At 45.3% G+C, this 25,806-nt stretch carries 21 protein-coding genes and 2 pseudogenes; 16 read left to right on the plus strand and 7 right to left on the minus strand.

Going from position 1 to position 25,806, the window contains the following annotated elements:
• The first annotated feature begins 117 nt into the window (after window positions 1-117).
• Together JGK39_RS20600 and JGK39_RS20605 are read left to right on the plus strand one after the other, a co-directional pair.
• The gene (locus JGK39_RS20600; protein WP_293296051.1) at window positions 118-1,338 is read left to right on the plus strand and encodes a transposase; all 1,221 of its coding nucleotides are present in this window, start codon (window positions 118-120) and stop codon (window positions 1,336-1,338) included.
• A 230-nt stretch (window positions 1,339-1,568) separates the two neighbouring features.
• Complete coding sequence (locus JGK39_RS20605; protein WP_293296053.1) at window positions 1,569-2,264, plus strand: class I SAM-dependent methyltransferase; 696 nt, start codon at window positions 1,569-1,571, stop codon at window positions 2,262-2,264.
• 13 nt (window positions 2,265-2,277) lie between these two features.
• Here the strand turns inward: JGK39_RS20605 and JGK39_RS20610 are convergent, their stop codons facing one another.
• Window positions 2,278-2,508 (minus strand): DUF4864 domain-containing protein, encoded by a 231-nt coding sequence (locus tag JGK39_RS20610; protein ID WP_293296054.1) that lies wholly within the window; start codon window positions 2,506-2,508, stop codon window positions 2,278-2,280.
• A 125-nt stretch (window positions 2,509-2,633) separates the two neighbouring features.
• On the opposite strand from JGK39_RS20610, the gene JGK39_RS20615 reads away from it, so the two are divergent.
• From JGK39_RS20615 to JGK39_RS20635, 5 genes and pseudogenes are all read left to right on the plus strand, one after another.
• Window positions 2,634-3,323 carry a class I SAM-dependent methyltransferase gene (locus tag JGK39_RS20615; RefSeq protein WP_293296055.1) on the plus strand — a complete coding sequence of 230 codons (690 nt, stop codon included), beginning with the start codon at window positions 2,634-2,636 and terminating at the stop codon, window positions 3,321-3,323.
• A 65-nt stretch (window positions 3,324-3,388) separates the two neighbouring features.
• Window positions 3,389-4,027 carry a histidine phosphatase family protein gene (locus JGK39_RS20620; protein ID WP_293256465.1) on the plus strand — a complete coding sequence of 213 codons (639 nt, stop codon included), beginning with the start codon at window positions 3,389-3,391 and terminating at the stop codon, window positions 4,025-4,027.
• 119 nt (window positions 4,028-4,146) lie between these two features.
• Window positions 4,147-4,914, plus strand: coding sequence for a YebC/PmpR family DNA-binding transcriptional regulator (locus JGK39_RS20625; protein ID WP_293256468.1), 768 nt, complete (start codon window positions 4,147-4,149; stop codon window positions 4,912-4,914).
• Window positions 4,915-5,479: 565 nt separating this feature from the next.
• Window positions 5,480-6,532, plus strand: a complete 1,053-nt coding sequence (locus JGK39_RS20630) for a hypothetical protein (RefSeq protein WP_293256474.1) — start codon at window positions 5,480-5,482, stop codon at window positions 6,530-6,532.
• Between the two features lie 64 nt (window positions 6,533-6,596).
• Window positions 6,597-6,818: pseudogene (locus JGK39_RS20635) on the plus strand (DNA cytosine methyltransferase); the annotation flags it as partial.
• A gap of 121 nt (window positions 6,819-6,939) precedes the next feature.
• Here the strand turns inward: JGK39_RS20635 and JGK39_RS20640 are convergent.
• Both JGK39_RS20640 and JGK39_RS20645 read right to left on the minus strand, forming a co-directional pair.
• On the minus strand, window positions 6,940-7,518 hold the full coding sequence (locus JGK39_RS20640) for a PIN domain-containing protein (RefSeq protein ID WP_293256477.1): 579 nt from the start codon (window positions 7,516-7,518) through the stop codon (window positions 6,940-6,942).
• 19 nt (window positions 7,519-7,537) lie between these two features.
• The gene (locus JGK39_RS20645) at window positions 7,538-7,984 is read right to left on the minus strand and encodes a helix-turn-helix domain-containing protein (RefSeq protein WP_293256480.1); all 447 of its coding nucleotides are present in this window, start codon (window positions 7,982-7,984) and stop codon (window positions 7,538-7,540) included.
• 446 nt (window positions 7,985-8,430) lie between these two features.
• On the opposite strand from JGK39_RS20645, the pseudogene JGK39_RS20650 reads away from it, so the two are divergent.
• Window positions 8,431-9,606, plus strand: a pseudogene (locus tag JGK39_RS20650) (DNA cytosine methyltransferase).
• Here the strand turns inward: JGK39_RS20650 and JGK39_RS20655 are convergent.
• On the minus strand, window positions 9,572-9,796 hold the full coding sequence (locus JGK39_RS20655) for a type II toxin-antitoxin system HicB family antitoxin (protein ID WP_293256483.1): 225 nt from the start codon (window positions 9,794-9,796) through the stop codon (window positions 9,572-9,574). The pseudogene JGK39_RS20650 and the gene JGK39_RS20655 sit on opposite strands and share 35 nt — an antisense overlap.
• A 233-nt stretch (window positions 9,797-10,029) precedes the next feature.
• Between JGK39_RS20655 and purB the strand changes: the two genes are divergently transcribed.
• Both purB and JGK39_RS20665 read left to right on the plus strand, forming a co-directional pair.
• On the plus strand, window positions 10,030-11,325 hold the full coding sequence (gene purB / locus JGK39_RS20660) for an adenylosuccinate lyase (protein WP_293256486.1): 1,296 nt from the start codon (window positions 10,030-10,032) through the stop codon (window positions 11,323-11,325).
• A gap of 328 nt (window positions 11,326-11,653) precedes the next feature.
• Window positions 11,654-12,379 (plus strand): M15 family metallopeptidase, encoded by a 726-nt coding sequence (locus JGK39_RS20665; protein WP_293256489.1) that lies wholly within the window; start codon window positions 11,654-11,656, stop codon window positions 12,377-12,379.
• A gap of 158 nt (window positions 12,380-12,537) precedes the next feature.
• Here the strand turns inward: JGK39_RS20665 and JGK39_RS20670 are convergent, their stop codons facing one another.
• Complete coding sequence (locus tag JGK39_RS20670; protein ID WP_293256492.1) at window positions 12,538-13,383, minus strand: SH3 domain-containing protein; 846 nt, start codon at window positions 13,381-13,383, stop codon at window positions 12,538-12,540.
• Between the two features lie 329 nt (window positions 13,384-13,712).
• Here JGK39_RS20670 and JGK39_RS20675 point away from each other — a divergent pair, with 329 nt between their 5' ends.
• From JGK39_RS20675 to JGK39_RS20700, 6 genes are all read left to right on the plus strand, one after another.
• Window positions 13,713-15,080: an NACHT domain-containing protein gene (locus JGK39_RS20675; RefSeq protein WP_293256495.1), complete on the plus strand. Its 1,368-nt coding sequence runs from the start codon at window positions 13,713-13,715 to the stop codon at window positions 15,078-15,080.
• 171 nt (window positions 15,081-15,251) lie between these two features.
• Window positions 15,252-15,524: a type II toxin-antitoxin system HicB family antitoxin gene (locus tag JGK39_RS20680; RefSeq protein ID WP_293256498.1), complete on the plus strand. Its 273-nt coding sequence runs from the start codon at window positions 15,252-15,254 to the stop codon at window positions 15,522-15,524.
• Between the two features lie 367 nt (window positions 15,525-15,891).
• The gene (locus JGK39_RS20685) at window positions 15,892-16,875 is read left to right on the plus strand and encodes an alpha-ketoacid dehydrogenase subunit beta (RefSeq protein ID WP_293256501.1); all 984 of its coding nucleotides are present in this window, start codon (window positions 15,892-15,894) and stop codon (window positions 16,873-16,875) included.
• Between the two features lie 314 nt (window positions 16,876-17,189).
• Window positions 17,190-18,599 (plus strand): protein translocase subunit SecD, encoded by a 1,410-nt coding sequence (secD, locus tag JGK39_RS20690; protein ID WP_293256504.1) that lies wholly within the window; start codon window positions 17,190-17,192, stop codon window positions 18,597-18,599.
• 181 nt (window positions 18,600-18,780) lie between these two features.
• A complete protein-coding gene (secF, locus tag JGK39_RS20695) occupies window positions 18,781-19,749 on the plus strand; it encodes a protein translocase subunit SecF (protein WP_293296057.1) in 969 nt (322 codons plus the stop codon).
• Window positions 19,750-19,910: 161 nt separating this feature from the next.
• Window positions 19,911-20,291, plus strand: coding sequence for a hypothetical protein (locus tag JGK39_RS20700; RefSeq protein WP_293256513.1), 381 nt, complete (start codon window positions 19,911-19,913; stop codon window positions 20,289-20,291).
• A gap of 73 nt (window positions 20,292-20,364) precedes the next feature.
• Here the strand turns inward: JGK39_RS20700 and JGK39_RS20705 are convergent, their stop codons facing one another.
• Window positions 20,365-21,912, minus strand: coding sequence for an ATP-binding protein (locus JGK39_RS20705; protein WP_293256516.1), 1,548 nt, complete (start codon window positions 21,910-21,912; stop codon window positions 20,365-20,367).
• 545 nt (window positions 21,913-22,457) lie between these two features.
• A complete protein-coding gene (locus JGK39_RS20710; RefSeq protein ID WP_293256519.1) occupies window positions 22,458-25,277 on the minus strand; it encodes an AAA-like domain-containing protein in 2,820 nt (939 codons plus the stop codon).
• Window positions 25,278-25,806 lie beyond the last annotated feature (529 nt).

A 25,806-nucleotide genomic window follows, 5' to 3' on the forward strand; every position in this document is an offset into this window, starting at 1 on the left:
GTCAATGTCACATGTGATAGACTTTAGATATATGGAGTTTAAGTACTTTGACTCGGAGGTTCTGAGCAATTGCTCAAGGGCTACTACAACAAAAGTACATGTGATAATATCAATAGCATGGAACAAATACTTACCATCGTTTGCAAACTTAGCCCAACGCCAGAACATGTCGCTCAAATCGAGGCAACATTGAAGGCGTTTGCTGATGGTTGCAACTATGCCAATGAAGTAGTCCAACCTCAGACCACAAGCTCTGTAACCATCCAAAACTTGGTTTATCAAGACTTGCGCTCTAAGTTTGGGCTTAGTGCTAACTTGGCGGTTCGTGTTTGCGCTAGAGTTGGAGCTAATCGGAAAACGGCTAAAGCCAAAAAGAGAACAGTAGAGTCTTTTGACCCCACTAGCATCGATTATGATGCTCGAATCTTCGATTTCAGGCAGAAAGACAACGTTGTCAGCTTGACGCTGATGAATGGTCGTTATCGCATTCCGCTGGATATTGGAGAATATCAAGCTGTTAATCTTGACGGCAAGAAGCCAACATCTGCCCAACTTTGCAAACATCGAGATGGTAGCTACTATATCCACATTCAAATTAAGACCACCCCGCCAGACGTTACCGAACCAGTCCGAGTGATTGGAGTCGATTTGGGGCGTACTGACATTGCCATTACCAGTGATGGTGATAGCTGGAGTGGTGAAAATATCAAGGCGACTAGAGACAGATTTGCTCGAACTAGAGCATCGCTCCAAACCAAAGCCACGAAAGGTACTAGATCGACACGGCGTAGATGCCGCAAGATCTTGAAACGACTGTCGGGCAGAGAGCGACGTTATCAAACAAATCAGAATCATGTCATCAGCAAAACCATCGTTTCCAAGGCAAAAGCTAGTAAGTCTAGCATAGCCTTGGAAGATTTGACCGGAATCCGAGAACGAACCAATCAACAACCAAGGTCTAAGACTGAGCGCAGACGCTCCAATAGTTGGGCATTTTATCAACTGCGAATTTTCTTGACCTACAAAGCGATTGGTGCTGGAGTCAAAGTAGTAATGGTTAGCCCGCGCTACACTTCCCAGATGTGCCATAAATGCTTGCACATCCACCCTATCAAAGGGCAGTCTTATCGTTCTGGTAAAAGATTTAAGTGCGGTCATTGTGGTTTTGTTGGTGATGCTGATTCAAATGGCAGCTTGAACATTGCTGCTCTTGGAGTGCCAGTCAATGCGCTCGAAGGTTCGATATTGTCTTGCAACTTGCAGGAACATATCAGGGCTATTACAAGCCCCCGCTATATTGTGAGCCGTCAGGCGAAACAATTAGCGGTGGGTAATTGACTTCTGTCCAGTGTAGCCTCGCTGCGCTGCAAAATCCACAGGTGGAATCATAAAATTTGTGCCGCAATCGAGTACCTTCTTTATAAAGAAAGTGTAAAGCAAGCAACTGTTCTCAAAATTATTTATACATAAGTCGGGATGCAAATCAACCCTCCGAAATAAAAGAGATAGAAAAAACGAGCCTTATTTGATGTAAAATATTAATAATTCTATCTACGGGACAAAGACAAGTGTCACTAAAATTGGAGAAGGTAATTCCCTGGGGACGCTGCTTGGATGAATACATAGGAATGTTTAGCTTGACATCAAGTGACCTCAAGCTAGCAATTCTTGATTGTGCGGGCGGCCCGGCGAGTTTCAATGCCGAAATGACTCGCCAAGGTAACAAGGTAATTTCTTGCGATCCAGTGTATCAGTTTACGGCGGTGGAAATTGGCGATCGCATCCAAGAAACATATCAAACTGTGATTGACGCTGTTAAGGCCAATGTAGACGGCTACCTCTGGAACAATTTTGAATCGCCGTACCAGCTAGGCGAAGTGCGGATGAAAGCAATGCAGGAATTTTTAGCAGATTTTCCCTCTGGCTTAGAGCAAGGCCGCTACATGAATGTTGAGCTGCCTGTTTTACCCTTCGATAACGGTCAATTTGATTTAGCTTTGTGCAGCCATTTCTTATTTGCTTATTCTCACCTGCTTTCGGAAGAATTTCATCTGCAAGCAATTACAGAAATGTGTCGGGTTGCGAAGGAAGTTCGAGTGTTTCCGCTGTTGCAGAGTTTTAGCGGGGAGGAATCTGAGCATTTAAATCCGATTATTACCGAATTGAAAAATAGAAATTTTCGAGTGGAAGTTCAAGAGGCTCCCTATGAGTTTCAAAAAGGCGGAAATAAGATGCTGCGAGTTAGCAAAAAAAGCTCCGAATAAAAGTAAGCATAACTTATTCTGCTGTGATGGGAACCAAATAACAGCCATTAATTCGCCAAGTACGATTCCCTTCGGGATAGCTTCGCTTCACGAACTGTTTTTCCATGACATAAAGTGCTCTGATGGGGATGCCTTCGGAGTCAAGCAACAGCACTGGCTGAGCGGGAATTCCTTCTACAGTGGCGAGGTTTTCAAATAATACCGATCGCGGATGGTAGACAGCTTCATAGGCAATTTTTACCATGTTTGACCAAATTTATTCATACATAACTCGGGAGCCAAATCAACCCGCCGCAGAAAGGGGATAGGAAAAAATAGCCCTGATTTGAGGTAAAATGTTAAATAATTCTATCTGCGGGACAAAGACAAGTGTCACTAAATTTGGATGAAGTAATTCCCTTGGGACGCTGCTTGGGTGAATACATAAAAATGTTTAGCTTGGAACCAAGTGACCTCGAGCTAGCAATTCTTGATTGTGCCGGCGGCGCGGCGAGTTTCAATGCCGAAATGACTCGCCAAGGTAGAAAGGTAATTTCTTGCGATCCAGTTTATCAGTTTTCGGCGGTGGAAATTGGCGCTCACCTCCCAAAATATCACACTTTCATTGAGGATTTCGAGGCAAGTAGACCCAACTACCTGTGGAACATTTTTGAATCGCCGTCCCAGCTAGCCAATGTGCGAAGGAATGCGACGCAGGAATTTTTAAAAGATTTTCCATCAGGCTTGCAGGAAGGCCGCTACGTGACTGCATCGCTGCCTGTTTTGCCTTTCGAGAACGGTCAATTCGATTTAGCTTTGTGCAGCCATTTCTTATTTACTGATCCTCACCTTTCGGAAAAAGATCATCTGGAAGCTATTACAGAAATGTGTCGGGTTGCGAAGCAAGTCCGGGTATTCCCTCTATTGCAGAGTTTTAGCGGGGTGGAATCCGAACACTTAAACCCAGTGATTGCCGAATTGCAAAACAGAAGTTTTACTGTGGAAATTCAAGAGGTTGCTTATCAGTTTCAAATAGGCGGAAATGAGATGCTGCGAGTTAGCAAAAAAAGCTCAGTCTAACCTAGACTATCTGCCCATTGCTTAACCCGTAAGATTACACATAGAAACCAAAACATAAAATTATTATGCCGCAAACAGTCTGGATCGCACGCCACGGAAACCGCATCGACTTCGTTAACCCCGACTGGTTTCTTACGGCAGAACACCGCTACGATCCCCATCTTTCCGAAGACGGTCACATTCAAGCCAAACAACTCGCCAATCGCCTCAAAGGTGAAGGAATTTCTCACATTTTTGCTTCGCCTTTTCTCCGAACTGTCCAAACGGCAAATCACGCGGCAGAAGCTCTGGATTTGTCAATTAAACTAGAGTGGGGACTGTGCGAATGGCTGAATCCTGAATGGATGACCGAAATGCCGGAAACTGAATCTGTCGAGGATTTGTGCAGGCGTTTTCCCAGGATTGATGCTTCTTATAAAGGCGGTATTGCTAATTATCCCGAAACCGGGGAAGCTTGTCTCAAAAGGGCGGGGGAAACTGCTAAACGCCTCGCTGCACAGTTTCCTGAGGATATGTTATTAGTAGGTCACGGTTCGTCGGTTGTGGGAAGTGCGCTGTGGCTGGTGGGCGGTGCTAGGAGGAAAATTAATGCTTCTCTTTGCTGTTTGGTGAAAGTGGTGCGGAATGGGGACGAATGGTCGATCGCACTTAATGGCGATACTTCTCACCTCACGGACACTGAAACCGTTGTCCGCTTTAATTAAAGTTGAAATTCGTGCAAAAAATCGCATTATATGCTATGTGTACGGATTGGGTGTGCAGTGCACGCGCTAGGTTTATTCGATCTCGATCGCACGTTGTAAATCTTAAATCTCAAATCGGTATGTCTGGACACAGTAAGTGGGCGACTATAAAACGCCAAAAAGCGAGAGTTGATTCGGCTAAAGGCAAAGTTTTTGCTAGAATATCTCGCGAAATTATTGTCGCTGCCCGCAGCGGAGTTCCCGATCCCGCTGGTAATTTTCAACTGCGGACGGCTATTGAAAAAGCGAAGGCCGCGGATATTCCTAATGAAAACATAGAAAGGGCGATCGCCAAAGGTGCCGGTTTAGCCGGGGGTAGTTCGGAATTAGAAGCCATTCGCTACGAAGGTTACGGCGTTGGCGGAGTAGCGATTCTGATTGAAGCGCTGACAGACAACCGCAACCGCACCGCGGCTGACTTGCGAGAAGCTTTTAGTAAAAATGGCGGCAACTTAGGCGAAACTGGTTGTGTGGGCTGGATGTTTGACCACAAAGGAGTTTGTACAGTACGCGGCCCCATTGATGAAGAACAATTGTTTGAAGCCTCCCTAGAAGCAGAAGCCGAATCCTACGATTTGATATCAATTGATGAGGATACCGAAGGTGCAGAAGTTTTTACAAGTGTGCCTAATTTGGAAAAACTGGCTGATGTTTTGAAACAAACAGGTTTGGCAGTTTTACAGTCAGAGACTCGCTGGATTCCGAGCAATACCGTCGAAATTGATACTCCTGAAAAAGCTCGATTGCTGATAAAGTTAATGGACGCCTTGGAAGATTTAGACGACGTGCAAAGTGTGACAGCTAATTTTGAAATGACCGATGAATTGATGTCTTCGATTATGATTTGAAATTCCCAGGTTCGTAGTGAGGACTTTAGTCCGCATCCATGACTAGCAAAATTCGTAGGGTGCGGATCCATCGACATCAAAAAAAAGCGACAATCTAATAGCGACGCACCTGTTATTTTCAATACCCCAGCAAACAAACCTAACATCTTTATTGTAGATTTTTTTTATAAAGGGTATAAACTAATGCCACATAACAACGAAATCAAAACAGACAGCAACCACTCAGAACAAGTTCCGTCAGTAACGGAAGTAGCAGAAACGAACGATCGCTCCAAATCGGATGTGCAGGCTAAACCAGGGAATAAATCCAATTGGTTGGGTTCCGTTTTTGGAGTCGTCTCTGCAAGCGCGAGTGCGGTGGGAAATGCCGCAGGAAGTGCTGGAAGTGCCATTGTGAATACAGCGAGTGCGGTGGGAAATGCCGCAGGAAGTGCTGGAAGTGCGATCGTTGTGAATACAGCGAGTGCGGTGGGAAATGCCGCAGGAAGTGCTGGAAGTGCCATTGCTAATACATACAGCGAGTGCGGTAGGAAATGCCGCAGGAAGTGCTGGAAGTGCGATCGTTGTGAATACGGCAAGTGCGGTAGGAAATGCGGCCGCAAGTGCGGGAAGTGCAGCACTGCAAGTTCCCAAATTTTTGGGTTCATCCATCGGTTTGATTTCCCAAACTCCTATCCTGAAAAAACTGACCCAAAAGTTTAAAATCGACTGGTTAGCTAATGCTATAGATGCTGTTGATGTCGTAAATGCCGAGGCGCAAGTTCGAGAGTTACAGCGCCAATATCCTCGCGAGAAACCCAAAGAGATTGCACATCACTTGATGGTGGAAAAAGCCTTGCTAGCGGCAGGAACTGGCTTGGCTAGCAGTTTAGTTCCCGGCGTAGCTTTGGCGTTGGCTGGCATGGATTTAGCGGCAATGACGGCGTTATCTGCCGAGTTGGTTTATCAAATTGCTGCCGCCTATGGCATGGATTTGCGATCGAGCGATCGCAAAAAAGAAGTTGTCGCTATTTTTGGTTTATCCTTGGGTAGCAATTTAGCGATCGAAGCTGGAGTTACGCTTATAAGTAATATTCCCTTGGCAGGTGCCGCGATCAATGCTAGCGCCAGTGCGGCAATGATTTACGCGATGGGATACGGTGCTTGTCGGTTTTATGAAGCCCATCTCGATTCCTTGGAAATCGAAACCCAACTCGAAGATTTGCGGGAGGTATTGCAAGCGGAAAGCGAGCAATATTTAGAAAAAGCGATCGCACAAGAAACGGTGATGGATTGGATTTTAGTGTATGTCGTCTATGCCAGCCAAAAATTCACCCGATGGGATGACTTCTTACCGGAATTACAAGCAGCTAATTTAAATCCCAAGACTTTAGCTGAGATAGAAGCTGTGAAAAATAAGTCTAAATTGCTTCCCAAGTTGGATATTTTACTCGAACAACTCGAACTTGACTTTGCCGAACCACTTTTAAAGAGATCCACTGAGATCGTCGAGTCTGACGGTGAAATTAATCAACAAGAGGGAAAAATTTTGCTGGCAATTCAACGAGCTGTATTGAGCAAAAGAAAGCAAGCCCAAAAGCAAAGTCAGCAAACTTGCGATCGAGGATCTAACATCTGAACTCACTTAATTACAAACTGAAGTCCCAGCGGTATGACAAACTCCTTCTTTATGTGCTGATTTTCATCCTTATTTTAATTGCGTTATTTCAGCCCGCGAAATGTCTAGATTGCAAACTTTCCCCGATTAATTTATTGTTGAATGTTCGATGAAAAAGACAATGTGGCAAATTGGCAATGCTGTACCGCCGGGCTTAGCAGAGTGTATCGGCTTCGCACTTATTCCATATTTGGCTGATATTGCTTTGAACAAAGCTAGGAAATTTACTATTCTAGGCCAAGCCTAAGAACAATAAATATAGCGGTTTTCAGAAAGATGAGGTACGACTGACAGCTTGTGGGGCCTATAAACTAAGAGGGCCCAAGCCCAACAACATACCTCATCTTTCTGAGAAGGGCTATAAGATATTACTGATTGTCTTCGCGACGCTGAACTTTGAACAATATATTACTGGCAAATTTTGGTGTATCTGCTTTTTCACGTAAAAAATCAATTAATTCAGTAAAAGTCTTTGGGGGATTTTTGTACTTTTGAGACTGTTGCTGTAATAACTCAATTATTGAGTCCGGGTATTCTTCCAATAAATCGCTGAGAAAATCATCGGGCGACTGTGCTTTAATGTTCCAAGGAGCTAGCTCGTTTTCTCTAAAATCCTTGAGATTATTGGTGACAATGATATCAGCTCCAGCAGTTACGGCTGCGGCAAGAACGTGACGGTCTTTAGGATCGTTGGTCATTGCTTGCTCTAGCGCGACAGGCACTTCAACCATTGCTTCAGGAAAGGCTAATTTGATTTGATTTTCAAGATTTTTTGCGGTCTTTTGCGAAAGCTTTCCTCCTTTAACAAGATTGCCTATTGCCTCATCAAGGATTTTCTGAGACCAATATGGTAAATACAAATCTTCATCAGCAGTGGAAAGGAGAGTATCGCGCAAATACATCGGGAAAAGTACGCAAGCATCAAGTACAACACTATGTTTAGTCATATTAGAGATTCAATTAGTCCTATTCCTCGTACAAGCCAGCTTCCTCAGTCATCTCGATCAGCTCATCCAAGAGTTGGCGGCGCTTGACTTTCCGCTGTTCCTTGTAGGTCATTAAATCTTGGAAAAGTATGCGCCGATGGGAACCAACTTTGATATGGGTAATTTCTCCATTTTCAAGTAACTTGACTAAAAATGGTCGCGACACATTCAGAATATTAGCAGCTTCCTGTGTTGTCAGTTCGCGATTGTGACGCACTATGGAAATAGCTTGACCTGATGCCATTGCTTGGACAACTTGACCGAGTAAATTGTAAACTGACTGCGGAATTATAATTTCTTCTCCGTTACTTCCGACTAATTTTGGTTGTGCAGATTCGAGGCTGAGAATCTGGTATAATTTTGCTATTGTTTCTTGTTCTTGTTCGGGAATTAAAACTGACTCAGGCGATGCTTTTTGCTTCAACATAGCAAGTCTCTCTTTTAATGTTTTTTGTCTGATTTATGTATTCCTGGACGCACTTTCAGCAAAGAAACCGGGTTTTTTCGCGAATCAGCGGGCTGTAACGATGTATTTTCTCCAAAAACCCGGTTTCTGGCTACCCGCGTGTAAGTCTCCGGTGCATACTCAGTTGTTTTCACGATAACACTTTTCGTGCCGTAAACGCAATATCCGCAACAAACGAAATATAAAAAATTGTAGCAAGGTGTGGCGTGTGAACACCCTACTAACTGCTAACTATGTGGGGGAGGCTGTTCAGTATCGTACAATCGATCGAATGCAGTAGAATTATTTGCGATCGTTTTTCAAGTCATAACTTGATAGATTGCAGGTCGATATTTAGTGCGATCGTCTTTCATGGTTGCTCTAGTTCAGTACAGTACAATAGATATGATGCCGTAAACAAATGTAAAATGGAAGCAATACAACTGTCTTTATTCTCAAATGAGCAAGAGACAATTTCTGCAAAAAAGCCGAAGCAAGCAAAATTAGGGCGTTACGAACGCATCCAACGCGAACTAGAAGCGGATGACTCCGATCCTTAAAAGATATTTATTGATGTAGAATCTCAGTCAATCCCCGCCTCAGACTATAGATTTGTCGATCTTTTCTGCGGTGCTGGCGGAATGACACAAGGTTTATGGCAAGCAGGATTTCAACCATTAGCCAGTGTTGAAGTTAACCCCATTGCTTCTGCAACTCATATCAAAAATTTTCCTGATTGTCATCACTTTTGCGACGATATCAAAAACTTAAATTTCCAAAATTGGCTCGCTCAAATTGCTTCTCCTGAAGTTCATCTTGTTGTAGGCGGGCCGCCTTGTCAAGGCTTCTCAGTTGCCGGAAAACGCGACCCCAACGATTCTCGAAACCACCTGTTTAGAGAGTTTGTCCGCATCGTCTCGGAAATACGTCCCTGGTACGTTGTGATGGAAAATGTGCCGGGAATTCTGACTATACAGAAAGGGGCTGTTAAGCAAGCTATTTGCGAGGCTTTTGAGGAAATTGGCTATCCCCACGTTTCCGTTGCGGTGCTGGAATCAGCCGCCTATGGAGTTCCGCAAATCAGGCCGCGAGCTATTTTTATTGCTAACAGATTTGGGATGCCAAATCCTTATCCCAAGCCACAATTGTTGTCCGAACAATACAAAGCAATTGAGTCAGCAATTGATGATTTACCAGAGTATACTCCCATACCAGAAATTAACCACGAATGGACTCGCCATTCTGCTGAGTATATGGAAAGACTTGCTAAAGTTCCACCAGGCGGTTCTTTGTACGCAAGCTACGCAGATGCTTTTAAGCGACAGTATCCGGGGAAACCGAGCATGACTGTGAAAGAAAATCACGGCGGCACTCATATTCATCCTTATCTCAATCGCGTTATTTCCGCTCGTGAAATGGCGAGATTACAAAGTTTCCCGGATTCATTTATTTTTGAAGGTTCAATGAAAAAGGCAATGTGGCAAATTGGAAATGCCGTGCCGCCGCGCTTAGCAGAGTGTATCGGCTTTGCACTTATTCCATATTTGACTGATATTGCTGTGAACAAATTTATGCAGCATGAAATAATCGTTCTAGCTTCTTAGTTGCTGGTAATAGTTTACCTTCAGCTTGACAACTCTCGATTAGTAACTCCAGTACCTCTCGCGCATTGTAGATAGCTTCTTCATAAGAATCTCCGTGAGTTACTGGCTGCATGATATCCTCAAATTCAGGCAAAAACACGACAAAGCACCGATCGCATTCTGACCATTGGATAACAACTGTATATTTCATGGTTCTGAAGTTTCGGGTTGAAATTATAGTCTTGGATGCACTCGCCGACAAAGAAACCGGGTTTTTAACAAAGATTGAGGATTTTCAGCAAATATTGTGGTTAAAAACCCGGTTTCTGACCACCCGTGCGACCAGGACTGAATTATTGTACCCGATCGCCCTTACCAACCCGACCTATCCCCAGTGCCACATAGCGGTACAATAGGACGATCGCAATTCCCCAACTCCAAACCGTGATAGAGCGCTACACCTTGCCCGAAATGGGCAACATCTGGACTGAAACCGCCAAGCTCAAAAGCTGGCTGCAAGTAGAAATCGCTGTCTGCGAAGCTCAAGCCGAACTCGGCTACATCCCCGCCGCCGCAGTCGAGGAAATCAAAGCTAAGGCTAATTTTGACCCGAAACGAGTCCTCGAAATTGAAGCCGAAGTCCGCCACGACATGATCGCATTCTTGACAAATGTCAACGAATATGTAGGCGATGCCGGCCGCTACATTCACCTCGGCTTAACGAGTTCCGATGTGCTCGATACGGCTTTGGCGCTGCAATTAGTCGCCAGCGTTGATATTTTGTTAGAACGTGTCGAAGAATTGAGTCAAGCTATTCGCTATCAGGCCCAACAGCACCGCAATACCGTGATGGTGGGTCGATCGCACGGAATTCACGCCGAACCCATCACCTTTGGCTTTAAACTAGCTGGATGGCTGGCGGAAGTGTTTCGCAGCCGCGAAAGATTGGTGAATTTGCGATCGTCCGTTGCCGTCGGCAAAATCTCCGGTGCAGTCGGAACCTATGCTAATATCGATCCGCGCATTGAAGCCATCGCCTGTCAAAATCTCGGACTCGAACCCGATTGTGCATCCACTCAAGTCATTTCGCGCGATCGACACGCCGAATACGTCCAAACCTTAGCACTGTTAGCCGCATCGATCGAGCGTTTCGCAGTAGAAATCCGCAACCTCCAGCGCACCGACGTGCTCGAAGTCGAAGAATTCTTTTCCAAAGGGCAAAAAGGCTCATCCGCCATGCCCCACAAACGCAACCCAATTCGATCGGAAAGACTGACAGGAATGGCAAGAATTGTCCGCGCCAACGCCGTCGCAGCCTTAGAAAACGTTGCGCTGTGGCACGAAAGAGACATCTCTCACAGTTCCGTAGAACGGATGATTTTGCCCGACAGTTCCACTGTTACCCACTTCATGTTAGTAGAAACCACAGACTTAGTAAAACACCTGCTAGTCTATCCCGAAAACATGAAACGCAACATGAACCTTTACGGCGGAGTCATCTTCAGCCAGCGGGTGATGCTAGCCTTAGTGGAAAAAGGCATGAACCGCGAGGAAGCCTACAAAATTGTGCAATCTTGCGCTCACCAAGCTTGGAACAAAACGGGCGGTAATTTCTACGATTTAATTGCCAAAGATGTCAGCGTTACTGCTCGCATGACGACCAAAGAAATTGATGATTGTTTCGATCCGCAGTATCAATTGAGGCACTTAGATTTAGTGTATCAGCGCTTGGGAATTTAAAAGGATCAGCACTTAGGCAACATTTTTTTGAACCCGCTCTTTATGAGTAAGGTGCGCATTGCGCACCCTACAAACTTGGATAAAATGATATAGTAAGGTGCGCATTGCACACCCTACAAACTTGGATAAAATGATATAGTAAGGTGCGCATTGCGCACCCTACAAACTTGGATAAAATTATATAGTAAGGTGCGCATTGCGCACCCTACAAACTTGGATAAAATTATACAACTCAGCGCATTGCACACCCTACAAACTTGGATAAAATGATATAGTAAGGTGCGCATTGCGCACCCTACAAACTTGGATAAAATTATACAACTCAATTATGAAATCAAGTCAAATTTTAAAATATTTAAGTGTACTTATACTGGTATTACTATCTGTAATAACCCTTCACCATCCAACATTTGTTACCGCAGCGGAGCCGCCAAAAGTGCAAATTTACCAGGAAGAACAAAGCCCAGTATTACCTGAAAGCGTTTTCATGAGTCAACTTCCCAGTTGGGCGCGACTTGTTGACATCCGCACGGTAAATCCCAACATTCGCCTCGATATCCGCTACGCCACTACTAACAATTTCTTGAAACGAAAACTTTATACAGTCGCCAAATGCGCTTTGAGAAGTTCTGTTGCTCAAAAGTTAGCGCTAGTTCAAACAGATTTGGAAAAAATTGGCTTGGGTTTGAAAGTTTACGATTGCTACAGGCCTTTTTCTGTGACTAAGCAAATGTGGGAATTTTTGCCAGATCCGAACTATGTTGCTAATCCTGCTAGGGGTTCGCGGCACAATCGCGGGGCGGCTGTGGATTTAACTTTGGTCGATCGCACTGGCAAAGAATTAGAGATGCCAACGCCCTATGACGATTTTACCAAAAAAGCTCACAGAGATTACAGCGGTGGCAGCGCCCAATCTCGGAAAAATCGTCAAACGCTTGAGGATGCGATGAAAAAACAGGGATTTATTGGGATAAGCACAGAATGGTGGCACTTTGATTCGGAAGATTGGCAGAAATTTGCGATTTTAGATGTGTCGCTTTCTGAAATTCCTTAATTAAGACGGCGGTTAAAACCGCGTCTACACAAAGGAAGTCCGGATGGTGCGCGGACTGAAGAAGCTAACGTAATTTTAACCGCCTACTCTTCAACCCGCGCACCATCCGGGTTTTGTCTGTATAGACGCGGTTTCAACCGCCCGGTATTCTTGGGAATTTATCGGACTCGCACATAAAATTCGTATTCATAGCCACGGAAATTTGAGTCTAGTTGAAATGTGTAATTTCCAGTAACAGGAATTTTGCCCGTCCACTCAGTTTTCTGACCTCGTGTATTCGGATCTTCTGCTAAAAGTTTGCCACCAGGAGTGATAATTTGCGGGAAAACATCTTTCCGATTCTTAACAGTCATGATTTGACCTTTTGTGGCGCGAATCTTGTAAGAGTGAGTTCCGCCGCCGATGATTCTACCTTTAACAATTGCCTCATCTCCTCCCGACATAAAATTAATCTGCTGGTTGATGTTAGAACAACTGCTTTCGGTGCGATTTTTGGCAATCCAACCGGGCGGTTCGGTAATTCGCAGCCAACCATTTTGTTCTTCTGCGATGGAAACAAAGGTATTATTTTTCAGTTTTCCTACTATTTTGCTGTCGTTTACTTGCGGGTGCGATCGCACATTCAGCGGTGGATTCGGATCGCTAACTACAGCCATACTGATTTTACAGCCGGAATTGGGCGGTGTGACAACTACTGGCGCAACTTTTTGCTGCGAGACTCCAGCGATTAACGGTGGTTGAAGTACGGCGCTTTTGGCTGGTTGAGATTCAGATGCGGGAGATGCTGCGGTTTTGATTTCTGCTTGTAGAGGTTCTGCTGGTTTGGATTCGGGGTTGTTGGCGGGAAAAAGTGCGATCGGGTTTCTGACGGCTGCTGGGGATTCTGCAACCGGGGGATGAGATTGTTTTATCGCACCCGACTGTATAGTTGCAGCAGCTACACCCACGGCTGTGGCTAGACCTGCTAAGGTGACTGTGATGATTTGAGTAGAAGTAAATGACATAAAAACCCCCTCTGTATTTATACTGATATTTTTGTTTCCAAGTTGGCGCGATCGCCAGTCAAGTTATAGGAAAAATACGTAATTAGGCGGATAGATCCAGATTTTACTCGAAAACTCCCGGCGATCGCCCTTCTCCTTATAGTGAAAATACTTAATCAGGGCTGAGGTTTCCGCATGAGTTCCTAAAATTTAACCTGGATAATTGTCACAATCATTTCACTCCATCTATACTTGACAACTGTACAGATGGTAATCTTCTCGCCCGCCAGTTGCGCGCGGCGAATGGCAAGGTAAGCGATCGCCCGCTCCGGTGCAGTTTAGTAGCTCTAATGTCAAGATTCATTTCTCTCAGATTACAACCGCCTCGCGATCGACTGCTTTCGGAGGTGAAGCAGGAAGCCCAAGCAGGTCGATCGCAATCATTGCATACTGCTGTGCTGGCTAACCTCAGCCCTGACTCGCAGCCTGTGGGTGTGGGCCGCTGTTGGGATGTGGAAGTGAAAGCCGGAAACCGCCCGAGTTTTCGGCTTCCGGCTAAAGCTAGCATTTCTCAAGTGTTCGATCGCACCAGCGGCAAATTAGTCATTTTGGGAGCGACGGGTTCCGGCAAAACCACGACGCTGCTAGAATTGGCTCTGGTGTTAGTTTCGCGCGCCGAACAAGATCCTAATTTGCCAGTACCGGTGCTGTTTGAACTCGGATCGTGGAAAGCAGAATCAGGGGCGATCGCAGATTGGTTAATTGCTCAGCTTCAATATAAATACAGTATCTCTCCTGCGATCGGCAAAAAAATGCTCGCCGAACTAAAATTGCTGCCTCTCCTCGACGGTTTGGACGAAGTAGAAACCCACCGCCAAGATAGCTGCATTCAAGCAATCAATCAGTTTCTTGAAAGCGAATTTCAACCAAAACATTTAGTCGCTTGTAGCACTTTTGAAGTCTACAAAAACTGTCAAAATAGGTTTAAATTGCAAGCAGCAGTTTTGCTGAAACCTTTAACAGAAACTCAAATTAAAAATTATCTACTAGAAGCCAGAAGTCGCGAACTTTGGTACAGCATAGAGAAGGAACCCGAGTTGCTAAAATTGGCAAAAGCTCCCTTATTATTGAGCATGATGGCTTTGGCTTACGATGATATTTTAATCGAATCTTGGAAGCGCATAACTTCCGCAGAAGAACAGCGCAAATATCTATTAACGGCCTACATCCGCCATCAAATGACTGGGGAAGTCAAGCAATATCCCAGAGGAAAAAAACTGCGGCCCGAACAAATTCGCAAATGGCTGGGATGGTTGGCGAGAAGGATGGAACAGCAAGGAATTCAAGAATTTTACCTCGATCGCATCCCGTCGAGTTGGCTGCAAACAGGCGAGGAACAGCGCAAGTATCAGTTTGGAGTTAAGCTAGTTGGCGGGCTGATTTGGGTGATTTTGGGATCGATTGTCACTCTAGTTTCCGGGTCGGTTTTGGGGTTGATTGCGGGTGCTGCGGCTGCGGCAATTAGTGCTGTATTGCCGGGAATTCCGGCGATTGAAAGTTTTCTATTGCACCTGCTACTGTGGTCTAGCGGTCATATTCCTTGGGATTACCAGCGTTTTCTGGATGCTGCGGGCGATCGGCTGTTGCTGCAAAAAACGGGCGATCGGCGCTATCGATTTATTCACGATTTATTGCAAAAACATTTTGCTGAGATTTAAATGCAGAGCTTGACAAACTTTACTATTCATGGTAAAAAATACTATTTTTCAGATATAAATTGGCAAATTTTCGAGGACAGCTATTTGAGCATAAAAAAAATATAATAAGCGTAACTGCGGAGGTAACTAAATACCTAATAGCCAAATATTCGCCAAGCGAAAGGAAATTCAATGACTGTAAAATTCATTCTGAGCGAATACGTTGACAAAGCAATGGACGAGGCGAGCTACGACAAACTTGAAGATAATAGCTTTGTCGGTAAAATTACTGTTTGCAAGGGAGTCATCGCCTTTGGTTCAACTTTAAAAGAGTGTCAAAATGAGTTGCGATCGACTTTGGAAGACTGGATTTTGCTAGGGTTGAAATTGCGACACCGTTTACCAGTCATTGACAATATTGATTTAAATCAGGAGCCTAGCCTTGAGCCGTTGGATACCTTGTAAGCGTCGAGAGTTCATCCAGAAATTGCAACAGCTAGGCTTTTCGGGCCCTTTTTCTGGAAGTAAGCACCAGTTTATGATTTATGAAGAATGTCGCTTAACGATTCCCTCTAATGATGAGTATTCTGTCCCTCAGCTACGGATGATGATTCGAGAAGTTGAGGAGATTACAGAAAGGCAAATTACTCTTGAACAATGGAATAGCTTGTAAATAATTATTATTCATCAGTTGACAAAAATAGCAAGACATGATACGTGTCTTGCCAATTCTGCCTGGTTCAATTGCCGAATTTACGATCGCATCCTCATCGACACCCCCAAAAGGTTAAGATTCTAATCTGACCCTCCTGCAATCATTGCTTCACCTCCTATGGCAGAAACCTTATTGTTCAACGCCCTCCGCGAGGCGTTAGACGAAGAAATGGCTCGCGACTCCTCTGTATTCGTACTCGGCGAAGATGTAGGTCAATACGGCGGTTCCTATAAAGTCACCAAAGACCTCTACAACAAATATGGCGAACTAAGAGTGCTCGATACCCCGATCGCCGAAAATAGCTTTACAGGCATGGCAGTCGGCGCAGCAATGACGGGATTGCGCCCGGTCATCGAAGGCATGAACATGGGCTTTTTGCTCCTCGCCTTCAACCAAATTTCCAACAACGCCGGAATGCTGCGCTACACCTCCGGCGGCAACTTCAAAATGCCGATGGTAATTCGCGGCCCGGGCGGCGTGGGCCGACAACTCGGCGCCGAACACTCCCAGCGGTTAGAAGCCTATTTCCAAGCAGTACCGGGTTTGAAAATTGTCGCCTGTTCGACTCCCTACAACGCCAAAGGACTCTTAAAATCAGCCATTCGCGACGATAACCCGGTGCTGTTTTTCGAGCACGTTTTGCTTTACAACCTTAAGGAAAATTTGCCAGAAACAGAATATTTAGTGCCGTTAGATAAAGCGGAAATTGTGCGATCGGGCAAAGATGTCACCATCTTGACATATTCGCGGATGCGGCACCACGTCCTGCAAGCCTTGCCCGCACTCATGAAAGAAGGTTTCGATCCCGAAGTAATCGACCTAATTTCTCTCAAACCCCTCGACATGGACACCATCGGCGAATCTATTCGCAAAACTCACAAAGTAATTATTGTAGAGGAGTGCATGAAAACCGGAGGCATCGGTGCCGAACTAATTGCTTCGATTAGCGATCGATATTTTGACGAACTCGACGCACCGGTTTTGCGCCTGTCTTCACAAGATATTCCCACACCATACAACGGCAATTTGGAAAGACTGACAATTGTCCAGCCCAATCAAATAGTCGAAGCCGTCCAAAAAATGGTAGCTTTGCGAGTATAAATACTCACTTGATAGTTGTCAGTTGTCAGTTGACAGTTGACAGTTGACAGTTGACAGTTGATAGTTGTCATTAGTTGAGAAGTAGGGGCGCAGTATGCACCGGTTTAGTTTTTTACCCTCAGAGGTGAATCCTGAAGTAATAATTCAGAAGTTAATGGATGCACTCACGGCCTCAGAAACCGGGTTTCTTGCGATATTTCTCGTTACTAAACTCAAAAATCGTAGAAACCCGGTTTCTTTCCCACTCACTAATGACAAGTGACAACTGACAACTAACAACTGACAACTGACAACTGACTAATAAATAATTAAGTATGCAAAAACAACGTTCATTATTAGCCCTAATTTTTGTTTTGATCGTAGCCGCTATTACTGTGATAGCAACAATTCCGACGCGGCTGGGATTAGACTTGCAAGGAGGATCGCAACTCACAATTCAGGTGAAAACTACCAAAGATATCCCGAAAATTGAAGAGCGGGATCTAGAAGCAGTGAGGCGAATTATCGAAAACCGAGTTAATGGTTTGGGAGTCTCCGAATCAGTTGTACAAACCGTAGGCAGCGATCAAATTCTGGTTCAGTTGCCTGGAGTAAGCGATCCGCAACAAGCGGAACGGGTACTCGGCGGTACGGCACAGCTAGATTTTCGGCGCGAGACACCGCAAGAAGGAGCTTTTTTGAAGGTTAGGAAAGAGGAACTTGCTGGACTGCTGGGAAAGCAGCAGGAGTTGCAGGCAAAAGGAGATGCTAAGGCGATCGCAGACAACCAAGCTGCGATCGACAAAAAGAATCAGGACATTAAACAGCTTACCGCCAACCTTTACGAACGTACCGAGATCACCGGCAAAAACCTCAAAGATGCTTTCGCCACATCCAATTCCTTAGGCAACACCTACGCTGTAGCGCTACGGTTCGATACTGAGGGGGCCCAAAAGTTTGCCGAATTGACCAAAAGCATTGCTGGTACAAACCTCACCCTAGGCATTTTTGTAGATAACGAACTCATTAGTGCTGCGACTGTTAGCGATCAGTACAAACAAACTGGTATCACAGGCGGTAATGTCGAAATTTCGGGCAACTTTACAGCACAGAAGGCTAATGACTTGGCGGTGCAATTGCGCGGCGGTGCTTTGCCCGTGCCTGTCGTAATTATTGAAAACCGCACAGTAGGTGCCAGCTTGGGACGAGACAGCATTCAAAGCAGTATTAATGCAGGCATCGGTGGCTTGACTTTAGTCTTGATTTTCATGGTTGGCTACTATCGACTCCCCGGCGTAATTGCCAATATTGCTCTGTTAATTTATGCTTTGTTAACTTGGGCCGCTTTCGTGCTGTTGGGGGTGACATTAACGTTGCCAGGAATTGCTGGTTTTGTGCTCAGCATCGGGATGGCCGTGGATGCTAACGTGTTGATTTTTGAGCGCACGCGGGAAGAGTTGCGGGCGGGGAAGACGCTTTATCGATCGGTCGAATCTGGTTTTTACCGCGCTTTTTCCAGCATTTTAGACGGCAACGTAACTACCCTGATTGCTTGTGCTGCTTTGTTCTGGTTGGGCGCTGGTTTAGTCAAAGGGTTTGCTGTAACGCTGGCCTTGGGCGTCGCAGTGAGTATGTTTACTGCTCTTACTTGCAGCCGCACTCTAATGTTGGTAGTGTTGGGCTTTCCCAAATTACGCAAACCCGAGTGGTTTTGTCCCGGTTTGTCGAAAACAGTTAATAGCTAATAGCTAGTAGGTAATGGGTAATGGGTAATTGGTAATCGATAAGATTGGCTAAGTAAAAATTGCTAAAAATCAGTTGTAAATTAATTCGCAATTCGCAATTACCAATTTCCAACTCGCAATTACCGATTACCGATTACCGATTACCGATTCCCAATTCCCAATTCCCAATTCCCGCTAATTTATGAAATTCAGTGTTATCAAACAGCGATCGATCTGGTGGAGTCTTTCCGCCGCTATAATCCTTGCAGGTATAGTGTCGATGGCGATTTCTTGGACTCGTCCCGACATCCGCGCACCGCTGCGCCCCAGTTTAGACTTTATCGGCGGCACCAGGCTGCAATTTGAACTCGACTGCACGAAACCGGAAAATTGTAAACCCATCGATATTGCCACTGTCCGCGAAGTCCTGGACTCCCAAGGTTTGGCTGGTAGCAGCATTCAAGTTATCGGCCAAGAACAGCGCGGTTTGTCGCTGCGCACGAAAACTTTGGATGTCGAACAGCGGACTAAGTTGCAAACAGCTTTGAGCGAGAAAATAGGCGCTTTTGCTCCTCAATCTACTCAAATTGATACGGTTGGGCCTACCCTCGGCAAACAGTTGTTTACTTCTGGTTTGCTGGCTTTGTTGCTTTCCTTTGCTGGCATTACTCTTTATCTAACGTTCCGATTTCAGTTAGATTATGCCTTTTTTGCTTTTGTTGCTTTGTTTCACGATGTCTTAATTACGCTGGGCATTTTCTCAATTTTGGGTTTAGTTCAAGGAGTGGAAATTGACAGTTTATTTGTGGTCGCCCTCTTGACAATTATCGGTTTTTCTGTTAACGATACAGTGGTAATTTACGATCGCGTGCGGGAAGTAATCAAGCTAAATCCCGGACAGTCGATCGACCAAATTGTCGATGATGCCGTCATGCAGACCCTGGGAAGGTCAATTAACACGACTATGACGACGCTGCTGACATTGTTTTCCATCTTTTTGTTTGGAGGCGAAACCCTCAAATACTTTGCTTTAGCATTGATTGTCGGCTTTATTGCTGGTGCGTATTCCAGTATTTTCATTGCTAGCACGCTGCTGGCTTGGTGGCGCAGTCGCACGGGCAAGTCCACCGCCGTCCCCGCAGAAGGTATTAACCCCTCAGAAGAAGTTTAACGATGGTTGGTCATCAGTCATTAGCGATCGAGCTGCTGACTGGTGTTATTGCAACCGCGCCAAGATGGTTAGGACGTTCTCGCATTGCAATTTCCCTATGCGGGTTGATTGCAACTTCTGTCTTCCTTCTTCCTTCTTCCTTCTTCCTTCTTCCTTCTGCCATGACTAATGAAAGCGACCCTAATTTGCAAATAGAAGTCCAAAGGCTTCACAAACTAACAGTTTACGCCCGCTGGTTAACTGTGATATTGCTGTGGATTAGCGTCGGTTCTTTGAGCATTTGGAGTTTGCGTCACGAAATCGATTTGTGGTTTGAAAACTTTACTTGGGCGGCGGTGCGCTACGGTTTATATTTTCACCGCTGGCCGACTCTTGGTTTGGTTTTGTGCTTGGGGATGACTTTAGTAGTGCTAAGGCAAAGTCGCAATGTGCGAGGATTCCGAGAGCGCGAAAAACAGCGTTTGGAACAACAAGTGCGCCGCATTCGCCAACAGGGGCCGAGTCATCCTTTGTGGAAGTGGGTTTGCAAAGATTTGCAGTAGTCAGCAGTCATTAGTCATTAGTCATTGGTCATTAGTCATTAGTTAACTGTCAACTGTCAACTGTCATTAGTCATCAGGCAAAGCGCGGTAACATATGTGCTGGGGAAAACTGTTGAAGTGGAATCTCGATCGCAAATTCTGTTCCTTTTCCCGGTTCCGAAAAGCACTTCAATTCGCCACCGTGCTGATTGACAACAATTTCATAGCTAATTGACAATCCCAAACCCGTTCCTTTTCCCACAGGCTTTGTGGTAAAGAAAGGGTCAAACAACCGCTTCCGAACATCTTCTGTCATCCCCGGGCCGTTGTCAGAAATCTTAATTATTACCTTTTTGCCCTCGATTAACTCCGTGCGAATCAGAATCGCAGGCATCTGATGGCTAGAATTAGAAACTGAGGATTGAGTATTTGCACAGGAATTATTTTTATCGCCGGATTGCGAATTGTTCGGGGTTTTTCCATCGACATTTTCGTGTTTCTTCCACTCAACAAGAGCGTAAATGGCATTAACTAAAATATTCATAAATACCTGATTTAGCTGTCCGGGATAGCACTGCACCAGTGGCAAGTCGCTGTATTCTTTGTGAATTGCGATCGCCTCCTGCCCCGGTTTGCCTTTAAGCTGGCTTTGCAAAAGCATAATTGTGTTGTTGATACCGTCGTGAATGTTAACCTGCTTCATTTGGGCTTCGTCTAACCTGCAAAAATTCCGCAGCGACAAAACGATATCGCGCACCCTTTCTGCACCTTGCTGCATGGAATCAAACACTTTGGGTAAGTCTTCCAGCAAATAATCGAGTTCGATGTTTTCTGATTCCGCTTCAATTGCTGGGATAGATTCGGGACAGTGCTGCCGGTACAGAGAAAGCATCCGCATTAAACCTTCGGTATACTCTTTAGCATGGTGCAAATTGCTATAGATAAAGCCGATGGGATTGTTTATTTCGTGAGCGACTCCTGCTACTAACTGCCCCAAAGAAGACATTTTCTCTGTTTGAATTAGTTGAGTTTGAGTGCGCTGAAGTTCCAGGAGGGCAAGTTCGAGCTGTTGGGCTTGATGTCTCAATTGTGCTTGGGATTCCCGCATCGCCACGGTTGCTAACTCGTGAATCTGCAACTGAGAAAGCAGCAGTTGGTGAACGTCTAAAAGTTGGTAATTGTCCGGCTCTACCTGCACTACAATGGGTTCGTGGATTAGTTCGGGCGATCGCTCCAAAGACTTCCGCACTGCCGTCATAATTGAGGTTTTGCGATCGAGAACCAAGATATCAGTTTTAGTAAAGCGGTAGAGGATGAACAAAGGCTGCTGAGAAAATAACTCCAAGCTGTAGGGGCGGCTCATGTGTTCAAAATAACGCCTGCGCGAAATCATCCCTGTAAACTTTCCTCGATCGGTAATGATGATGCCGGGAAGTAAAGGATTAGCTTGAAAAATTTTAGAAACTTCGCCGCCCAGACATTCTGACTCTAGGAGAAAGTTGTACAGGGTTAATTCCTCTAGAGTCGATCGCAAACCGAGCGGCGATTTCAGGGGACTCAACCCGTCAGTTTCATACACTGCTCCCTCCTTTGGTAATTGGCAGTTGCTGTTGGCTGCTGGAGTATTGCGTACTATTTGCACTGCTTTGTCTACTATTTTGATAGCTTGGCAATCTAGTCAACTCGGCTCGTTCAAATCAGTGAATTCAGCACGATTTTTTTTCTTTAATTGTGCTGGGATCACCTGAAAGAATTTTGCAGGTTAGATTAATTTAACAGCAGACACCCCTTTGAAACCTGATTATTTAGTAAATTTAATCTATCCTAAATTTCACTCACCCAAATCTAACACTTATCACTAGCTTGAATGCTTCATAACATGAATTTGGTTCAGATTGATAGACCTTCGCAACTTGGGCGACTACATTTGCTATTACCCCTTATACCAATTTTTTATGAAGCTGCAGAGAATTCGATCCCCCCTGGTTGAAGGGGGGAATAAGAGTCCAATCAAAGTCCCCCTTCAACCAGGGGGATGCGAGGGGGATCGCAATATGTGCAACGACCCATTAAATTGGTATTACCTAAAATTATATGACAATCAGACAAGAGTAGCCAGAAATCTCTCGCCGATCGCCAGCCGTGACAATTCAACCGCAACCTGTTTCTGCTAATTGGCAAAAAATGTCAATTGTCAGTTTTTTTGCACAAATGCCGATCGCTCTCAACACCCGGATTGTATTGCAGGTAGTCTCCTAGCCAGCGACAGCCGACGGCGAGCAATGTGTCAAGTTCGGCACCTTCTACTTTAGCAGGATCGAGACTCCAAAGCTTCACCGAGGAATCTTTCCCGGCAGATGCTAAAGTTGTGCGATCGGCACTAAAACTCACGCTCCACACATCCGCTTGATGTGCCCTAAAAGTTTGGAGTAAAGTGCCGTCGCGCCGCCAAAGTCTCACCTTGCCGTCAGTGCTGCCCCCTGCGAGCAACTTGCTGTCTGCACTCCAACTAACACTACCCAAACCTGCTGTAGAATCGTTGAGAGTTTTCAGCAACTTCCCCTCAGTATTCCAAAGTTTCACCTTCCAATCGTGACTCGCAGAAGCAATCATCTCACCGTCTGGCGAGAAATTGCAGCCCCATACTTCATCTTTGTGTCCCAAAAGAGTTTTCTCAAGTCGAAACTGTGTTTTTGGGGTGCGCGTCCAAAGTTTGACAGTCTTATCTTGACTCGTGGAAGCCAACCTATTACCGTCGGGACTGAACCTGACGGATGTAACTGGTCTAGTATGTCCTTTTAAAGTTTGCAGCAAAACGCCGCTCGTACTCCAAATCTTAATAGTTTTATCGGAACTTGCAGTAGCAATTTGTTGAGAATTGGGGCTAAAACTCGCGCTCCAAATCAAATCTCGGTGTCCTTTCAAAATAGAAAGCAAAGTGCCGTCACGGCGCCAAATCCTGACGGTTTTGTCAAAACTTGTAGAAGCAACCAACTTGCTGTCAGGACTAAAAACCACCTCAGTAATTGACTCGCTGTGTCCGGGTAAACTCAAAATTAACTTACCGTTAGGCTGAAAAAACTCCACAAACAATTCGTCATTCGCACTCACAATCAACTTGCCATCCGGGCTGAAATTAGCCGTATGTCCGTTAGGCAAACGATTGCGTTCTCTGACTGCATTTAGCGTTCGGTGCAGTATATTTACCGTCTGTGTTTTGATCGCTGGGGAAACTTCAATTTCTCGCAATTTTTGGCCCGCGCTGACTGCTGCAATTAAGGCTCCTAGCTGGTCGTAGCTGAGGGAAATATCGGCGGTGGAGTTGAGCGCTTCTATGTGGGTAATTATCGATTGTTTTTTTTGATTTTCAGCTTTCTGGGCAACTCGCTGCGCGTGCAGGACTACGCTAGCAGAGATTGCGGAAATTGCAGCGAGTCCCAACAAACTCAATTGAACTGTTAGCTTGGCTTTTTGCTGAGCTTTAGTCAATACTAAATTGGCTTCGGCTAATATTTGCGAAGCTGCTTTTTCTAGTTCCAAAGCTCTTTGAACTTCCTGATTTTGGAGTTCTTGGCTGGCTGATAGAAATTGATAATCGCGATCGCCCAAACTTTTGTCTGCCGCCCAGGTTAACGCTTCTGCGAGAGCTCTGCCTTGCAGCAAGCGGGAAGTGTCGGTGCGGTTGGAGGCTTCCCAAGCGCAGATCGACTCGGAGTAAGGCAGGAGCTTTGCTAATTCTTGCTGTATCCATTGCCGATTAAAAACAGACGCATAAATCTGATTGTAAACTCTCAGTTTGCCTCCGTCTTGGACGATTAAACCTGACAGTAAAAGTTCCATTTTTTCGGAACAGTCTTCAGCTAAATTATCTCGATCGTTCGAGTTTGCTGCGGTATTTTGTGCGCCGTTTTGCAGAGTCATATCTGCTAAAATTTGTTGGTAAAGTCCTAGCAAACGGCCGGTGCGCTCTTGATTTCTCAGGAGGCGATCGCGAATTGTCTTGAGATGTTCTGGTTCGTCTTGAAATTCCCAGTTTTCGATGGTGCTAGACTGCACTAATTCAGCAATGAATAATTGACAGTTGGCTGGGTTCTGGCAATCGCGGCTGGTTTCTGCTGCTAACTTCTGAGCAGTTAATTGACAAAGTTTTTGAGTGAGGAATGGCTGTCCTCCAGTCCAAGCTAAGATTTCTTTGAGAAGTTCTTGGGAATTGTCGATTTTTTCTGACCATCCTCGAACTAAAGGTGCGGCTTCGGCAAGATCGAATCCTTTGAGTTCAATGGCGCGGCCGATATTAAACGGAGTTCTGGTTTTGTCAGAGATTAAATCTTGAGGAGTTGCGACTCCAAACAAGGCAAAAGTCAGGCGGTTGTATTCTGGATTTTCGGCGCGTTTGTTGTAGCAGCCGCGCACCCAGGCAAAAAAGTCGTCGCTGGAGAAGTTGAGGGAGAGAATGCTGTCAATTTCGTCGATAAAAATTACGATATTGCGATCGCTCGCAGGAAGCAATACTTGTTCGATAAATTCATTTAATCTGACAACTGGCGGCAAGTGTTCGCGCTCGCGCCACCAAGTCTTGACATTCATTTTAATTTTAAAGCTGTTGGCGAGAGTGGCTGTAAAACCCGCGTACCACTGCACGGGAGTTATTTGGGCCGTGCCAATTCCTGTGATGTCAACAATTGAGCAGGCAATGTTTTCTGCTTGCAAGCGGCGCGCTGTTTGCACCCGCAGACTCGATTTTCCCATTTGTCGGGAGGTGAGCACGTAGCAAAAATCACCTGCTTTTAACGAGTCGTAAAGTTCGCTATCGGCTGCTCTGGTGACGTAGGTAAGAGCGTTAGCCTGCAAACTGCCACCAACTTGATATGCAAATTCTGTCGCTGCCAAATCGGACACGGGAAATAAAGGGGAAGCAGAAGGAAGAAATTCTATTTTAGCCGAGTTTGGCCCAAGCTCAACTTCAATTTGAGATAATTGGTTTGGTTTCGATAATATTTCGAGCATAATTACTTCTGCTTCCCCTTTATTTTAAGCAATTCTCATTAGAAACTCTAAGATGTTCGTGGGATGAACCTCGGGGGGCCGGGTTTTTTTGGGCGATCGCAATGATTTGAATAAAAATGATAGTGGAGAGAAGCAAGCGACGGTTTCCATGTGCGGTTGGCCGAACTAGATGTGTTAACTCTATAAACGGCGGGGCGATCGCACTTTCAGTACGATGTCAGTATTTCAACCTGTACATCCGCTGAGCCTGAATAGATCGAGGTATCAAAGTAGCTCTAATCCTGTGGCTGTATCGATCGGAAGTTTTTCAAGGCTGGGGCGCTGCGAGGCCCAGACGCAGACAGTTAGCGTATTGGCACAAGGGGAGAGGGAGAGGGGGAGAGGGGGAGAGGGGGAGAGGGAGTTTCAGTCTTGGACGCATCGGGGGGCTAGAAACCGGGTTTCTACGATTTTTTTAGTTGCTAAACGAGAAATCTTCCCAGAAACCCGGTTTCTGAGGTATAGCTTCCGCACGTGGGGGGTGAGAAAC

This window comes from Microcoleus sp. PH2017_12_PCY_D_A (assembly GCF_020738565.1).
Taxonomy (GTDB): Bacteria; Cyanobacteriota; Cyanobacteriia; order Cyanobacteriales; family Microcoleaceae; genus Microcoleus.

Coding starts and splice junctions, on each gene's coding strand:
- JGK39_RS20620 (WP_293256465.1), top strand. CDS start 3,389: ATGCCGCAAACAGTCTGGATCGCACGCCACGGAAACCGCATCGACTTC.
- secD (WP_293256504.1), top strand. CDS start 17,190: ATGCAAAAACAACGTTCATTATTAGCCCTAATTTTTGTTTTGATCGTA.
- JGK39_RS20610 (WP_293296054.1), bottom strand. CDS start 2,508: ATGGTAAAAATTGCCTATGAAGCTGTCTACCATCCGCGATCGGTATTA.
- JGK39_RS20640 (WP_293256477.1), bottom strand. CDS start 7,518: ATGACTAAACATAGTGTTGTACTTGATGCTTGCGTACTTTTCCCGATG.
- JGK39_RS20665 (WP_293256489.1), top strand. CDS start 11,654: ATGAAATCAAGTCAAATTTTAAAATATTTAAGTGTACTTATACTGGTA.
- JGK39_RS20680 (WP_293256498.1), top strand. CDS start 15,252: ATGACTGTAAAATTCATTCTGAGCGAATACGTTGACAAAGCAATGGAC.
- JGK39_RS20710 (WP_293256519.1), bottom strand. CDS start 25,277: ATGCTCGAAATATTATCGAAACCAAACCAATTATCTCAAATTGAAGTT.
- JGK39_RS20625 (WP_293256468.1), top strand. CDS start 4,147: ATGTCTGGACACAGTAAGTGGGCGACTATAAAACGCCAAAAAGCGAGA.
- JGK39_RS20700 (WP_293256513.1), top strand. CDS start 19,911: ATGACTAATGAAAGCGACCCTAATTTGCAAATAGAAGTCCAAAGGCTT.
- JGK39_RS20645 (WP_293256480.1), bottom strand. CDS start 7,984: ATGTTGAAGCAAAAAGCATCGCCTGAGTCAGTTTTAATTCCCGAACAA.
- JGK39_RS20600 (WP_293296051.1), top strand. CDS start 118: ATGGAACAAATACTTACCATCGTTTGCAAACTTAGCCCAACGCCAGAA.
- JGK39_RS20675 (WP_293256495.1), top strand. CDS start 13,713: ATGTCAAGATTCATTTCTCTCAGATTACAACCGCCTCGCGATCGACTG.
- JGK39_RS20655 (WP_293256483.1), bottom strand. CDS start 9,796: ATGAAATATACAGTTGTTATCCAATGGTCAGAATGCGATCGGTGCTTT.
- JGK39_RS20670 (WP_293256492.1), bottom strand. CDS start 13,383: ATGTCATTTACTTCTACTCAAATCATCACAGTCACCTTAGCAGGTCTA.
- secF (WP_293296057.1), top strand. CDS start 18,781: ATGAAATTCAGTGTTATCAAACAGCGATCGATCTGGTGGAGTCTTTCC.
- JGK39_RS20685 (WP_293256501.1), top strand. CDS start 15,892: ATGGCAGAAACCTTATTGTTCAACGCCCTCCGCGAGGCGTTAGACGAA.